Genomic DNA, 14589 nt, shown 5'->3' with positions numbered 1-14589 from the left:
TTGCGGCGGAAAGTCAGCCGGTCAATGCGCGCCGGCTGCAGCGTCAGGCTCAGCCTGCGGAAGCGGAAAGACGATGTCATAGACCCAATTGAAAGAAAACGCGTAGACGAGGTAGAAACCTGCAAAGCCCAGGTCCATCACAAAAGCCTCAAGCAAAGTAATCTCCAGGAACCAGGCCAGAAAAGGCATCAGCGCCAGCAGCAGGCCCAGTTCAAACAGGATTGCATGCGCAACGCGCAGGGCAACGGTTTTCCGCGTGGTGTCGGCCAGCCGCTGCATGATGCGGTCAAACAGCAGGTTATAGGCATAGTTCCAGAATGTGGCGAGCGTGGCGCAGACCAGGGCGGCAATGCCGAAATGCTGCATCGGGATGTGAAACAGCCAGGCCCCGGCCGGTGTCACCAGCAAAAGGCCAAGGACTTCAAATGAAATTGCGTGACGGATCCGGTCTTTGGCGGTGCGCATGGCCCATTCCCTCAGATTGTCCCGGGCCGTCCCGGAGCGCTGTCCCGGAATGGGGGAGGCCGTCCTCGCTTGGGTATCCATATTACCCTGCGGCCCGGCGATTTCAAGGGGGCAATGTCAGCCGCAGATGTTCTGCAGTTGCACCCAGTCGCGGTCATTCAGCAGCGGCTCCTGGTCGCGGCCTGCCATCGGGTCCGCCTCGATCAGACCCAGCACGGTCTCGCCGGTGATGTCCAGCGCATAGGCATAAGGCGAGGAGGGCAGCGCCGCGCGGGCAAACTCCGCCAGCAGCACCTGATCCGGCAGTGCCGGACGGGGGCTGGCCAGGGTGGTTTCGGAATAGGCATCCAGGGCTGCGCGGTCCAACTCGCCCGTGGTCAGCAATTTGAAGGCGGCCATGACACCCCCGGCCTCCAGCAGTTCGAACATCGGGTCGCTGGCCTCGGCCCGGGCGCGTTCCGCCAGGATGGCGCCGGCTGCCACTGCGGGATCCTCGAAATCCTCAACGAACGACCGGTTCAGCAGCACGATGCCGCCAGGCAGATGCAGGCTGCCGGGTATGCCGGACCGCAGGATCGCCAGTTGCCGCACCCCGGTGCGCTGTGCCAGGTCTCGAAGGATCGGTGCGGCTTCGGGGGTCGCGCAGGCGGGCCCCGAGACCCGCTCGAGCCGGCCCAGCAAGGCCTGGCCGATCGCCTTGCGTTTTATGTCGGGAACCACGCTGACCGCATGCCGGGTGACAGCACCAGGCAGCCACAGGACCAGCAGCGCCAGCACCAGCGCAAAGGTGCCCAGGATACTGGCGGCCCGCAGCCGGCCGGGCCGCGCGCGGGAGCGGCCGATGGCGTTTTGCACCCGGGCAATCGCCTCCAGCATGGCGGTTTCGTCCTGACCCAGTTCCAGTGTTTCGCCGGGGTCGCCATCGGGGTGGAACAGGGCCGGGAATTCCCCGGGATTGGCGCGCTCTACCGCTGCCAGCGACCAATGCGCCAGCGGCAGATCGTTCATACTGGCAATCGTCAGCGTCGCATCCCCCAGCGAGATGATCACATCCCGCCGCTGCGCCTCCCGGTCCGCGCGCCACAAGCCCGCAGCCTCCAGCCGCTCAAATTCCTTCAATGCCGTCATGCAGCCAGCCCGGCCCCCGTTTTTATCGTTGCCGTCAGAATAATCACATAAAACAGGGGCAGCAAATTGCTTTGCTGCCCCCGGATGCTGTTTCGCCATGAAAAGTTACAGGTTCTTGGCGGTTTTTCTCAGTTCGAACTTCTGAATCTTGCCGGTGGAGGTCTTGGGCAGCTCCTGGAACACAACTTTCTTGGGCGCCTTGAAGCCCGCCAACGTCTCTCGGGTGAAGGCGATCAGCGCCGCTGCGTCTTCCTTGGCACCCGGCTTCAGTTCGACAAAGGCGCAAGGCACCTCGCCCCATTTTTCATCCGGCATCGCAGCGACAGCAGCCAGCAGCACATCCGGATGCGCCATCAGCACGCCCTCCACCTCGACCGAGGAAATGTTCTCGCCGCCCGAGATAATGATATCCTTGGCCCTGTCGGCAATCTGGATGTAGCCGTCGGGGTGCTGCACCGCCAGGTCGCCAGAGTTGAAATAGCCGTCTTTGAAGGCTTCGGCCGTGGCCTCCGGGTTCTTCAGATATCCCTTCATCACCACATTGCCGCGCAGGGCGATCTCTCCTTGGCTCTGTCCATCCTTTGGCAGGGTGTTGTGTTCGCTGTCGCGCACCACCACAGGCTCCAGCATCGGCATGGCAACCCCTTGGCGGGATTTCTTCGCGGCGATCCCGGCCTTGTCCAGCCCATCCCATTCTGCGGTTTTCCAGTAGCATTCGGTGACGTGGCCATAAGTCTCGGTCAACCCGTAAACATGGGTGACGTTGAAGCCCAGATCCTCGATCTTCGACAGCGTTGCGGGGGCAGGCGGGGCGCCTGCAGTGAAAACCTCAACCGTGTGGTCGAAGGTGCGCCGCTCCTCGTCCAGCGCATTGACCAGCATGTTCAGCACAATCGGCGCGCCGCCGAAATGGGTGACGCCCTCGTAATGGATGGCATTGTAGATATTTTGCGCCGAAACATCGCGGCAGCAGACCAAGGTGCCGCCCACCACTGGCATCATCCAGGTGTGGTTCCAGCCGTTGCAGTGGAACAACGGCACGATGGTCAGATAGACCGGATGCAGCACCATCCGCCAGGAAATCACCGTGCCCGTGGTCATCAGATAGGCGCCGCGGTGGTGATACACTACGCCCTTGGGTCGCCCGGTGGTGCCGGAAGTATAGTTCAGCGCCAGGCTTTCCCATTCATCCTCGGGCATGATCCACTGGAAATCCGGGTCGCCGCTGGCCAGCAGCGCCTCGTACTCCATGTGCCGGCCGGTCGCGTGCCAGGTGGCCTGATCATCCGCCACTTCGATCAAGACCGGGGCGGGGCCTTCCATTTCCTCGACGGCGGCCTCGGCCAGTTCCAGGAATTGCGGGTCGACCAGCACCACCCTGGCTTCGCCATGGCCGAAGATATAGGCAACTGTGCTCACATCCAGCCGGGTATTGATGGTGTTCAGCACTGCCCCGCAGGCTGGCACCCCGAAATGCGCCTCGGCCTGGGCCGGGATGTTCGGCAGCAGCGTGGCCACCACGTCGCCGGGCTTCACCCCCAGCTTGACCAGCCCCGAGGCCAGCCGTGTGCAGCGGTCGTGGTATTCGGCATAGGTCTTGCGGTGCTTGCCATAGCTAACCGCCAGATGCTCCGGAAACACCTGTGCCGCCCGCTGCAGATGCGACAGCGGCGTCAGCGGCACATAATTCGCGGCGGTCTTCTCCAGACCGGTTTCATCCGCCATCCACCCCATCAGTTTCCTCCCCTGAATCACTTTGGTGTCGCTTAGAGAACAGATATTGCGGAATGTTGCGGGCAATGGGAAGGGTATGAAACAAACAGCGACCCTTTCCGCAGAAAACGGCAGCCAGACAGCGGCCGCACATGCCATGCTGGCGGCGATGCTGATTATCGGCATCACCGACAACGCCGTGCCGCTGATGGCCGAACAGATCGGGCTTGGCCAATTCTATCTGCTTCGCAGCTTTGTCGCGCTGCCTTTTTTGTGGCTGATGGCCCGGGCGGGGCTTGGCGGCCTGGCACCGCGCCGGATGGGGGCGGTGCTGCTGCGGGCTGTGCTGGTGGCGGTCGCGATGGTGTTCTACTTTGCCGCAGTCGCGCTGATGCCGATCGCACAGGCGCTGGCGGGGCTGTTCACCTCGCCGATCCTGATCGTGGTGATTTCCGTGCTGTTCCTGAGGATGCGGATCGGCTGGATCCGGGTTGCCGCAGTGCTCTGCGGTTTTGCGGGCGTCCTGATGGTTCTGCAGCCGGACCCGGCGGCCTTCAACTGGCTGATCCTGGTGCCGGTTGCAGGCGGGCTGTTCTACGCACTGGGGTCGCTGGCAACCGGCCTTTACTGCCAGGGCGAAAGCACCGTGGCGATGCTGTTCATCTATCTGCTGGTGCAGGGCGTGCTGGGGGCGCTGCTGCTGACGGGCCTGGAGATCTGGCCGCAGCCGGTGGCCGATGGCGCCGATGGGTTTGTGACCCGCGGCTGGGTCTGGCCGCTGTGGGAAATCTCGCACCTGATCCTGCTGCAGGGCTGTGCGGCGGTGGGCGGCGTGTTTTTGATCACCAAGGCCTATCAGCTGGGCGAAGCATCTTATGTCGCCGTCTTTGAATACTCGGTGATGATTGTCGGGCCGGGGGTTGCCTGGGCCTTTTGGGGGCAGGCGCTGAACATCTGGCAGATGCTGGGGATCGCGCTGATCATTGCGGCCGGCGCCACCATTGCACTGCGTTCGAGGTAGCAGGGGCGCTGCCCCTCTTGGCCCTGAAGGGCCAATTCACCCCGAGGTATTTGCGACCAGAAAGAAGCTGGAAGCTTGGCGCAGATCGGTATTTCCATACACAGATCAATCCCCTAGGGTCAGATCATGATCCTGTCCCAAGGCCGCAGATACGTTTTCATCCACATCCCCAAGACCGGCGGCACCGCGCTGGCGCTGGCGCTGGAGGAGCGCGCCATGGCGGATGACATGATGCTGGGGGACACGCCGAAAGCGCTGAAACGCCGCCGCCGTCTGCAGAACGCGCAGACCCGCGGGCGGCTTTGGAAACATTCGACCTTGGCAGATATTGCGGGATTGGTGCCGGAGGAAGACCTGCACGCGCTGTTTGCCTTCACCATAGTGCGCAACCCCTGGGACCGGGCGGTGAGCTATTATCACTGGCTGAGGGAACAGCGCTTCAGCCATCCGGCCATCCAGCTTGCGCAGAGTCTGGAGTTCCGCGGTTTTGTGCAGCATCCGCAGATTGTAAGCGCGTTCCAAGGCAGCCCCGCGGCGTCTTACATGCGCCGTGCGGACGGGGCCGAACAATGCCAGCTTTACATCCGCCTGGAATATTTTCAGGAGGATGCCCGGCCGCTGTTTGACCATCTCGGCTTTGTCCTCGACTTGCCGCGGGTCAATGAAAGCGGCCGGCTGCGGGACTGGCGGGGCTATTATGACGATGCCGCTGCTGAAGCCATCGCACGGGCCTGCGCTGCAGACATTGCGCAATTTGAATACTCTTTTAACGACTCGCGCGTATCCCAGTGACATGAAACAGCGCTGAGCCTGCCGGATCGGGATCAATCCCGGATCGGGTAAGCGGATTGGCGCGGCGACGTGAACAGTGACTGGTTTTTGCCGCATTACCGCACCGTTGAAACCGCGGGAACTGGCAAAAACCGGAAACCGGCCAGCGGTTCGGACCCTGGCTGCAGGAAAGGAACACGGATGCTGGATTGGCTCCTGACACGCACGCAGACCCCGGCTGGGCGGGTTTTGAACAGCGGCTTCCCCCTGGTCCCTGCGGGGCAAGGCGGTTTTCTGGCGGGCACCCATGTTGCGTCCAACCTGGGCTGGCGCCCGGTTGAGGCGCTGACGCCGGGCGACAAGGTGCTGACATTCGATCATGGCATGCAAACGGTTATGGAACTGCAGCGCGAAACCATCGTTCCGGGCGACAGCGGTCTGGACCCGGCCCGCTGTCCGCTGCTGGTGCCGCGCGATGCGCTGATGAACCGGGTGCCGTTGTGGCTGATGCCGGATCAGGGCGTGCTGCTGGAAAGCGACCTGGTGGAGGATGTTCAGGGCGATCCCTTTGCGGTGGTGTCTGCCGCCGCGCTGGAGGGCTACCGCGGCATCCACCGGATGCATCCCGGCGCGCAGCTGGAGCTGATCATGCCGCGCTTTGCCCAGGATCAGGTGATTTACCTTGAAGCCGGAATGCTGGCGTTTGCAGCCGCACCGGTCAATTTGATGTGCGGGCGCATCTTTACCGAAGAAAGTGCCTACAGGGTGCTGCCGCCGGATGAGGCGCGGGGCCTGGTCTTGTCGATGATGGCCGAGGACGAACGCTGGAGCGCGCCCGGCCCGGCATCCTCTGCGGCACAGTATCATCCACCGGTAAACTGAGCCGGCAGCACTTCTTTCGGAACAAATGAAAACGGCCGGGACTGCCCCGGCCGTTCTTTTTTGTTTTCCGCTGCCATCAGGCGGCCGCGGATTTCTCCGGGTTGAACCGGCCATAGAAGCTTTGACCCTTGTTCGCCATGTCGCGCAGCAGGTCCGGGCAGGCAAAGCGTGCGCCGTACTGCTCGGCCAGCTGATCGCAGCGCTCAGCCGCATAGGGCGTGCCGATGATATCCAGCCAGCTCAGGGGGCCGCCGGACCAGGGGGCAAAACCCCAGGCCAGGACCGCGCCGACGTCACCCTCACGGATGTCCATCAGCACCCCTTCCTCCAACGCCCGCACTGCTTCCAGCACTTGCGCGAACATCAGCCGCTCCTGGACTTCGATCAGCTCGGGCTGCTCGGCGGCTTGCGGATACTTGTCCTGCAGGCCCTTCCAATACTCAACCCGCTTGCCCTTGTCGTCATAATCGAAGAAACCGGCATTGGCCTTGCGCCCCAAACGGCCCTGTTCTTCCATCCAGAAGATCAGATCGTCCGAGGGGCTTTCAGGATAGGCATCGCCCATCGCCGCCTTGGTTGCGCGGGCGATCTTGGCGCCGAGGTCAATCGAGGTTTCATCGGTCAGCTGGATCGGCCCCACCGGGAAGCCCAGCTGACGCGCAGCGTTGTCGATCAGCACCGGAGACACACCCTCGGCGATCATCCGCACCCCTTCGTTGATGTAAGGAATGATGCAGCGGTTGGCGTAGAAGAAGCGCGCGTCGTTGACCACAATCGGTGTCTTGCGGATCTGGCGCACGTAATCCAGCGCCTTCGCCACCGCCCGGTCGCCGGTCTCCTTGCCCTTGATGATTTCCACCAGGAACATCTTCTCAACCGGGGAGAAGAAGTGGATGCCGATGAACTGATCCGCGCGTTTGGAGGCCTTGGCCAGCTCGCTGATCGGCAGGGTCGAGGTGTTGGAGGCAAAGATGCAGTCTTCGGGGATGATCGCCTCGACCTTTTGGGTCATTTCGGCCTTCACACCCGGGTCCTCAAACACCGCCTCGATGATCAGGTCGCAGCCCTTCAGCGCGTCCAGATCCGGGGTCGCGGTGATCTTTGCCAGCAGCGCCTCTTTCTTCTCTTCGGTCGCTTTGCCGCGCTTGATGCCCTTGTCCATGTAGGCGGCGGAGTAGGCCTTGCCCTTGTCGGCAGCCTCCTGGTCGCGGTCTATCAGAACCACCTCCATGCCCGCCTGGGCCGAAACCAGCGCGATGCCTGCGCCCATCATGCCAGCCCCCAGTACGCCGATCTTCTTCACCGACTGGTCCGGCACGTCCTTGGGTCGCACAGCGCCTTTTTCCAGCGCCTGCTTGTTCAGGAACAGGCTGCGGATCATCGCCGAGGACGAGGGGTTCATCAGCACATGGGTGAACCAGCGCGCCTCGATCTTCAGCGCGGTGTCGAAATCAACCAGCGCGCCTTCATAGATCGAGCTGAGCAGCGCCTGGGCTGCCGGAAAGGCGCCCTGGGTCTTGCCGTTGATCATCGCCGAGGCGCCGACAAAGGTCATGAAGCCGGCGGGGTGATACGGCGCGCCGCCCGGCATTTTGTAACCCTTGGCGTCCCAGGGTTTCACCAGATCTGCGGGTTTGGCGTTCAGCACCCAGTCTTTGGCCGCGGCCAGCGCATCGTCTGCAACCGCGTCGATCAGCTGCGCCCCCTTGGCCTTTTTCGGGTCCAGCATCTTGCCTTCCAGCAGCACCGGGGCCGCTGCCATGGCGCCGACCATGCGGGAATACCGCGTGGTGCCGCCGCCGCCGGGGAAGATGCCGATCATGATTTCCGGCAGGCCGATCTTGGCTTTGGGGTTCGACGTCATCACCCGGTGATGGCAGGCCAGCGCAATCTCGGTGCCGATGCCGGCACAGGTGCCGTTGATCGCACAGGCCACCGGCTTGCCGCCCTTCTTGGTCTTGAGGTCCATGCCTGCAAGTTCCAGTTTGCGCAGGATGCGGTGGCCGCCCATGGTGAAGTCGAACAGCCCCTGGGCCGGGTTGTCGCCCGACTCCTCGCGGATGGTGGCCAGCACATTCAGGTCCATGCCGCCGGCAAAATCCTTCTTGCCGCTGGTGATGACGATGCCCTTGACGGCCTCGTCTTCCAGCGCCCGGTCCACGTATTCCTCCACCAGGCCAAAGGCCTCGCGGGTCAGGACGTTCATGCTTTTGCCGATCGCGTCCCAGGTGATGATTGCGACGCCGTCCGCGTCCACGCCGTATTTAAAATCGCTCATGTGTCTTCTCCGGTCTGGTCAGCCGTCAGCGGGCTGCCGTCCTTGCGGGTGAATGTGAACTCGCCGCCTGCGAATTTCACCATCATGTCCAAATCGCTGTAATAGCCGGTCTCGGTTGCGGTCCGCGTCCCCGCCACAAGGAACGCCGCAGGCTTGTCAGAACGGTTCACCAGATGGTGGCCGTTCTCGTCCCCTGCCGGAAAGGCGGCACAATCGCCCGGCAACATCTCATGTGCGCCCTGATCGTCTACCAGGGTGCAGGTGCCCTCAGTCACCATCACAAACTCGTCCTGCTCCATGTGATAGTGGCGCAGGGAGGAGGCCGCGCCGGGCTCCAGCCGGACGATGTTGACGCCGAACTGGCTGAGCCCGCCGGGATCCCCCAGCGGCTGCACGCTGCGTCCGGCGCAGGCCTCAGCCAGCTTGCCGGGGTAGCCCGACCCGGTGCGCCAGGGCAGTTGGGAAAGGTCCAGCTTCGGCATCAGACGCGCTCGATGATCGTTGCCGCACCCATGCCCGATGCAATGCACAGGGTGGCGAGGCCGCATTCTTTATCCTGCCGCTCCAGTTCATCCAGCAGGGTGCCGATGATGATCGCACCGGTGGCGCCCAGCGGATGCCCCATCGCGATGGAGCCGCCGTTCACGTTCACCCGCTCGGGATCGACATCAAACGCCTGCTGGAAGCGCAGCACGACGGAGGCAAAGGCCTCGTTCACTTCAAACAGATCCAGATCGCCGATCTTCATGCCGTTATCGGCCAGGATCTTCTCGGTCACCGGCACCGGGCCGGTCAGCATGATAGTGGGATCGGTGCCGATCTTGGCGGTCGCCTTGATCCGCGCCCGTGGCTTCAGGCCGTGCTTTTCGCCGAATTCCTTGTTGCCGATCAGAAGTGCCGCGGCGCCGTCCACGATGCCGGATGAGTTGCCTGCATGGTGGATATGATTGATCCGCTCCAGATGCGGATATTTCATCATTGCCACCTTGTCGAAGCCGGGCATCTGCTCGCCCATCATCTGGAAGGCAGGGTTCAGCGATCCCAACGCCTGCATATCGGTGCCGGGGCGCATGTACTCGTCATGATCCAGGATCGGCAGCCCGTTCTGGTCGCGCACGGTGATCACAGATTTTGCAAATCGGTTGTCATCCCACGCGGCCTTGGCACGGCGCTGGCTCTCCATTGCCAGCGCGTCGGCCTGATCGCGGCTGAAACCGTACTCAGTTGCGATGATGTCGGCCGAAATGCCCTGCGGTACGAAATAGGTATCCATTGCAAGGCTCGGATCCACAGCAATCGCGGCGCCGTCGCTGCCCATGGCCACCCGGCCCATCATTTCAACACCGCCGGCGATGTAGCCATCACCTGCGCCGCCTTTGACCTGGTTTGCCGCCAGGTTCACGGCTTCCATGCCGCTCGCACAGAAACGGTTGATAGCCAGGCCTGGAATACGCTCGTCCAGAGCCGAGGCGAGAACAGCCGAGCGGGCCAGGCAGCCGCCCTGTTCCATCACTTGGGTCACGTTGCCCCAGATCACGTCCTCAACCGCGTGACCCTCCAGGTTGTTGCGCTCCTTGATCGCATTCAGCGTCAGGGCGGACAGGCGGACCGAGGTCACCTCATGCAAGGATCCATCCTTGCGGCCCTTGCCGCGCGGGGTACGCAGGGCGTCATAGATATATGCGTCTGTCATGTCGTTCTCCTCACGCCCGGTCCGACGGGTTGCCGGGCATCAAATCATAGGGGTGTTTCCAGCCGGGCTGTTCGCTGATGCGGGTGAGCCAGGCGTCGATATTGGGCCAGTCAGCCCGGTCAAAGCCGAAAGGCTCGGGATAATACAGATAGCTGCAGCAGCTGATGTCGGCATTGCTCAGCCCGCTGCCCGCAATCCATTCGCGCCCCTTCAGGTGGTGTTCCAATGTGGCATATGCGGCTTTCAGGCGGCCTTGCATGAAGGCGATCACTTCCGGCGGCCGGTGTTTTTCCGGCAGGAAGTGGATCAGGAAGCGGGTCATCCCGGCCTGGCTGGACAGTTTGTGATTGTCCCACAGCACCCAGCGCAGAACCTCGTATTTGTCTTCTGGCGCGCCGCCGAACTTACCGGTCTTGTCGGTGATATACTGCTGGATCGCGCCGGACTGGCTGAGCGTCAGATCGCCGTCCACCAGCACCGGTGCCTCAGCCATGGGAGTGAAGTCGCGGAATTCCTCGGTGCGCGCCGCGCCGCTGAAAAAATCCACAAAGACCGGTTCCCAAGCAAGACCCGACAGTTCCAGTGCCAAAGCGGCCTTGTAGGAGTTTCCGCTTTCGCCAAAGCAATGCAGTTTTATTGTCATCTGCTATTCCCTGTTTCTGCTGTTGGAGCGGGGGTTTCACACCCCCGCACCCCCGTGGAGTATTTTCGAAAAGATGAAGGGTTTCAGGTCCTGTTAACCAAGATGGCTGTATCGTGGCGGCGCGGTACAGGCTGGAGAGCCGATGACCGTAAAAGGTGAAGACGTCCCTGTCTTGCGGAACCTGCAGGGCAGGGGCGCATCGGCTGTTTCATCTTTTTCCAAATACTCAAATCCATGGCTTTCCTCCCGCGGTGCCGCAGCGGATCTTGCGGCTACAGTGCCCGCGCAATCAGTTCCTTCATGATCTCATTGGTGCCGCCGTAGATCCGCTGCACGCGGGCGTCGGCCCACATTTCACCCACCGCATATTCCTGCATGTAGCCGTAGCCGCCGTGCAGTTGCAGGCACTCATCCAGCACTTCGCCCTGGGTGTCGGTGATCCAGTATTTTGCCATTGCTGCCTTCTCAACCGTCAGCTTGCCCTCCAGATGTTCGCAGATGCAGTTGTCCAGGAAAGCGCGCGCCACTTTGGCTTTGGTCTGGCATTCCGCCAGTTTAAAGCGGGTGTTCTGGAATTGCAGGATCGGGCCGCCAAAGGCTTCGCGTTCCTTGCAATAGGCGATGGTGCGGTCCACGGCGCCTTCCATGGCGCCAACGGCCCCGCAGGCGATGATGAGACGCTCTTGCGGCAGCTGCTGCATCATCTGGTAAAAACCCTGGCCCTCGGCACCGCCCAGGATGTTTTCCGGCGGGATTTCCACATCACTGAAGAACAGCTCGGACGTGTCCGCCGCATGGCAGCCGATCTTGTCGAGGTTGCGGCCGCGGGTGAAGCCTGCCGCACCGTCGGTTTCCACCGCCACCAGCGACACACCTTTGGCACCCGCCGCCGGGTCGGTCTTCGCAGCGACCAGGATCAGATTGGCGTGCTGTCCATTGGTGATAAAGGTCTTCTGCCCCGACAGCCGGTAAGCGTTGCCGTCGCGCAATGCCTTGGTCTTGATCGACTGCACGTCTGATCCGGTGGAGGGTTCCGTCATCGCCAGGGCGCCGACCAGTTCGCCGGTCACCATCCTGGGCAGCCAGCGCTGTTTCTGCTCTTCGGTGCCATAGGCCAGGATATAGTGGCCAACGATGCCTGAATGGATGCCCTGGCCCCAGCTGGCCAGATTGGCACGGCTGCCTTCCATCAGGATCACGGCCTCGTGGCCGAAGTCGCCACCGGCGCCGCCGTATTCTTCGGGAATGGAGGGGCAGAGCAGGCCGAGGTCTCCGGCCTGGTTCCAGGTTTCCCGGTCCATCATGCCCTGCTTGCGCCAGGTCTCGAACTTGGGCGCCCATTCATTGGTAATGAACTGGGCCGTCATTCCGGCGAGCATCTGATGCTCATCCGTCATCCATGCGGAGCGAGTCTCGGTCATCTTTCTCCCTTTGGCCGCTTCCGGGCCTTATCTTTTGCGCGCCTCCAGCTCGGCGTTGAACAGCCGCAGCCGGTGGCTCAGGTTTTCAAAGTCCGTCACACTGTCGAAATTCTCGAACAGGAATGACAGCGCTTCGCCTTCATCCAGCCCGGCCTCTTGGGCAAACTTCCTGAGCTTGCGGTAGCCGTCCTCGGTCATCGCAACCGGGAAGCGGCGGGTCAGGCGGAAACGTTTTGGCATCATGTGGTCCTTTGCATGTCAAAGCACCGGCCGGGGCTGGGCCGGGCACTCCCGTCAGGGGAACGCCCGGAAAGGCATCAGAAGGCGTCCGCGTCCAGCGCCATCACTGTTTCCGCACCGCTTTCGATGCGGGCCAGGTGCAGTTTGGTCGCGGGCAGCCGCCGTGCCATATAATACCGGCCGGTTGCGAGTTTCGTCTCATAGAACGCCGCGTCAGGGGACCCGGCGTCAAGCGCTTCTTGCGCAGCCTTGCCCATCTTTGCCCACATCAGGCCCAGGCAGACCTGCCCGAACAGATGCATGAAGTCGTAAGAGCCGGCCAGCGCGTGGTTGGGATCCTTCATGCCGTTCTGCATGAAGAACATGCCGGCCGCTTGCAGATCTTTCGAGGCCGCCTTCAGCGGATCGATGAAGTCTTTGCCGAAAGTCTCTGAAACATCTTTGTTTTCCTGGCAGAAGGCTTTCACGAGATCAAAGAAGGCCAGCACATATTTGCCGCCGTGCTGGCCCAGCTTGCGGCCTACCAGATCCAGCGCCTGCACGCCGTTGGCACCCTCATAGATCATCGCGATGCGGGCGTCGCGGGTGTATTGCGACATGCCTGATTCTTCGATGTAGCCATGGCCGCCATAGACCTGCTGCGCCTGCACGGTCATGTCATAGCCCTGATCGGTCAGGAAACCCTTGATCACCGGCGTCATCAGCGAGATCAGCCCGTCGGCGTCCTTGTCACCCGCCCGATGCGCCTGGTCGATCAGGGTGGCACCCCACAGCAGGAACGCACGCGCGCCCTCGGCAAAGCTTTTCTGATCCATCAGCGAACGGCGGATGTCCGGGTGCACAATCAGCGGATCCGCGGGGCCGTCCGGGTTCTTGGCGCCGGTCACATCGCGGCCCTGCAGCCGGTCCTTGGCGTATTCGACTGCGTTCTGATAGGCGGCCTCGGCCTGGGCCAGGCCCTGCATGCCGACACCCAGACGCGCCTCGTTCATCATGGTGAACATGGCGCGCATGCCCTTGTGCTCTTCTCCCAGCAGCCAGCCGGTGGCACCGTCATAATCCATCACGCAGGTCGAATTGCCGTGAATGCCCATCTTCTCTTCGATCTTGCCGACCGAGACACCGTTGCGTTCGCCCGGAGTGCCATCTGCGTTGACGATGAACTTGGGCACGATGAACAGGCTGACGCCCTTGATGCCCTCGGGGCCGCCGGGGATCTTGGCCAGCACCAGATGGATCACATTTTCCGCCATGTCGTGATCACCGGAGGAGATAAAGATCTTCTGACCGGAGATCTTATAGCTGCCGTCGCCCTTCGGTTCCGCCTTGCTGCGCATCAGGCCGAGGTCGGTGCCGCAATGGGGTTCGGTCAGGTTCATGGTGCCGGTCCACTGGCAGCTGACCATATTGGGCAGATAGGTGGCTTTCTGTTCCTCGGTGCCATGCACCAGGATCGCCGAGGCGGCGCCATGGGTCAGCCCCTGATACATGGTGAACGCCTGGTTCGCAGACGAGAAGAACTCACCCACGGCGGTGCCCATGACATAGGGCATGTTCTGGCCGCCGAATTCCTCGGGCATGTCCAGCCCGGTCCAGCCGCCGTCCTTGACCTGCTCAAAGGCTTCCTTGAACCCCTTGGGCGTATAGACCACGCCGTTTTCCAGCCGGCAGCCCTCGGTGTCGCCCGCGACGTTCAGCGGGTGCAGCACGGCGCTGGCAATTTTGCCTGCTTCCTCCAGCACCGCACCGGTGAAATCCGGTTCCAGCTCGCTGTATCCGGGAATACTGTTGTCCGATACTTTCAGCACGTCATGCAGGATAAACTGGGCGTCTTTGGCGGGGGCTGTATACGAAGGCATTGCGGTCCTCTTCAGGGGTCTTGTTGCTCGTGGTGATGCCGGACAGTCCGGCGGAAAGGGCGGGGCGGCTGCCTATTGGGCGGCCTCCTGCTTGGCCCGCATTGAGGCGATCATCTTTTCGCCCCAGGCCAGCTGGTCTTTCAGGTCTTCGATCGCCTCGGTCAGCTCTTCGCGCTGGCGCTCCATATCGGCAAGCCGCTCGCGGCCGACCTCATAGGTCTTGGTGAGCTGCGTCACCTGCTGGTCGCCGACATGGTACAGATCCAGCAGCTGGCGGATCTCTTCCAGGCTGAACCCGAACCGCTTGCCGCGCAGGATCAGCTTCAGCCGGGCGCGGTCGCGTTTGGTGAACAGCCGCTTCTGGCCGTCGCGGATCGGGAACAGCAGTTCCTTGGCTTCGTAGAACCTGAGCGTGCGGGGGGTTACGTCATAAGCCTCGCACATCTCGCGGATGGTCATGGTTGTTTCGGTCATC

14 protein-coding genes are annotated in these 14589 nt (G+C 62.3%); 3 read left to right on the top strand and 11 right to left on the bottom strand.

Annotation, left to right across the window (positions count from 1 at the left end; all coding sequences use genetic code 11):
• Nucleotides 1-21: 21 nt before the first annotated feature.
• The 3 genes from A2I95_RS02250 to A2I95_RS02240 form a co-directional block, all read right to left on the bottom strand.
• Nucleotides 22-465 (bottom strand): PACE efflux transporter, encoded by a 444-nt coding sequence (locus tag A2I95_RS02250; RefSeq protein WP_291727355.1) that lies wholly within the window; start codon nucleotides 463-465, stop codon nucleotides 22-24.
• A 117-nt stretch (nucleotides 466-582) separates the two neighbouring features.
• Nucleotides 583-1593, bottom strand: a complete 1011-nt coding sequence (locus A2I95_RS02245) for a hypothetical protein (protein WP_291727353.1) — start codon at nucleotides 1591-1593, stop codon at nucleotides 583-585.
• 105 nt (nucleotides 1594-1698) lie between these two features.
• The gene (locus tag A2I95_RS02240; RefSeq protein ID WP_291727351.1) at nucleotides 1699-3327 is read right to left on the bottom strand and encodes an AMP-binding protein; all 1629 of its coding nucleotides are present in this window, start codon (nucleotides 3325-3327) and stop codon (nucleotides 1699-1701) included.
• Nucleotides 3328-3403: 76 nt separating this feature from the next.
• On the opposite strand from A2I95_RS02240, the gene A2I95_RS02235 reads away from it, so the two are divergent.
• The 3 genes from A2I95_RS02235 (at nucleotide 3404) to A2I95_RS02225 (ending at nucleotide 5980) form a co-directional block, all read left to right on the top strand.
• Nucleotides 3404-4327 carry a DMT family transporter gene (locus tag A2I95_RS02235; RefSeq protein WP_291727350.1) on the top strand — a complete coding sequence of 308 codons (924 nt, stop codon included), beginning with the start codon at nucleotides 3404-3406 and terminating at the stop codon, nucleotides 4325-4327.
• 126 nt (nucleotides 4328-4453) lie between these two features.
• A complete protein-coding gene (locus A2I95_RS02230) occupies nucleotides 4454-5119 on the top strand; it encodes a sulfotransferase family 2 domain-containing protein (RefSeq protein ID WP_291727347.1) in 666 nt (221 codons plus the stop codon).
• A gap of 180 nt (nucleotides 5120-5299) precedes the next feature.
• The gene (locus A2I95_RS02225; protein WP_291727345.1) at nucleotides 5300-5980 is read left to right on the top strand and encodes a Hint domain-containing protein; all 681 of its coding nucleotides are present in this window, start codon (nucleotides 5300-5302) and stop codon (nucleotides 5978-5980) included.
• Between the two features lie 76 nt (nucleotides 5981-6056).
• On the opposite strand, the gene A2I95_RS02220 is transcribed toward A2I95_RS02225, so the two are convergent.
• From A2I95_RS02220 to A2I95_RS02185, 8 genes are all read right to left on the bottom strand, one after another.
• Nucleotides 6057-8258, bottom strand: coding sequence for a 3-hydroxyacyl-CoA dehydrogenase NAD-binding domain-containing protein (locus A2I95_RS02220; RefSeq protein WP_291727343.1), 2202 nt, complete (start codon nucleotides 8256-8258; stop codon nucleotides 6057-6059).
• Nucleotides 8255-8740 (bottom strand): cupin domain-containing protein, encoded by a 486-nt coding sequence (locus A2I95_RS02215; protein WP_291727341.1) that lies wholly within the window; start codon nucleotides 8738-8740, stop codon nucleotides 8255-8257. Before A2I95_RS02215 ends, A2I95_RS02220 begins: the two co-directional genes overlap by 4 nt.
• Nucleotides 8740-9951 (bottom strand): acetyl-CoA C-acetyltransferase, encoded by a 1212-nt coding sequence (locus A2I95_RS02210; RefSeq protein ID WP_291727339.1) that lies wholly within the window; start codon nucleotides 9949-9951, stop codon nucleotides 8740-8742. Before A2I95_RS02210 ends, A2I95_RS02215 begins: the two co-directional genes overlap by 1 nt.
• Nucleotides 9952-9961: 10 nt before the next feature.
• Nucleotides 9962-10594, bottom strand: a complete 633-nt coding sequence (locus tag A2I95_RS02205; RefSeq protein ID WP_291727337.1) for a glutathione S-transferase family protein — start codon at nucleotides 10592-10594, stop codon at nucleotides 9962-9964.
• Nucleotides 10595-10866: 272 nt separating this feature from the next.
• Nucleotides 10867-12015 carry an acyl-CoA dehydrogenase family protein gene (locus A2I95_RS02200; RefSeq protein WP_291727335.1) on the bottom strand — a complete coding sequence of 383 codons (1149 nt, stop codon included), beginning with the start codon at nucleotides 12013-12015 and terminating at the stop codon, nucleotides 10867-10869.
• A 27-nt stretch (nucleotides 12016-12042) separates the two neighbouring features.
• Nucleotides 12043-12255 carry a hypothetical protein gene (locus tag A2I95_RS02195; protein WP_027259316.1) on the bottom strand — a complete coding sequence of 71 codons (213 nt, stop codon included), beginning with the start codon at nucleotides 12253-12255 and terminating at the stop codon, nucleotides 12043-12045.
• Between the two features lie 77 nt (nucleotides 12256-12332).
• A complete protein-coding gene (locus A2I95_RS02190) occupies nucleotides 12333-14114 on the bottom strand; it encodes an acyl-CoA dehydrogenase C-terminal domain-containing protein (protein WP_291727333.1) in 1782 nt (593 codons plus the stop codon).
• A 72-nt stretch (nucleotides 14115-14186) separates the two neighbouring features.
• A complete protein-coding gene (locus A2I95_RS02185) occupies nucleotides 14187-14588 on the bottom strand; it encodes a MerR family DNA-binding transcriptional regulator (protein WP_291727331.1) in 402 nt (133 codons plus the stop codon).
• Nucleotide 14589: the final 1 nt, after the last annotated feature.

It is taken from the genome of Leisingera sp. F5 (genome assembly GCF_001593695.1).
Note: the sequence above shows the minus strand (reverse complement) of the source record. Positions and strands in the feature narration are given on the sequence as shown.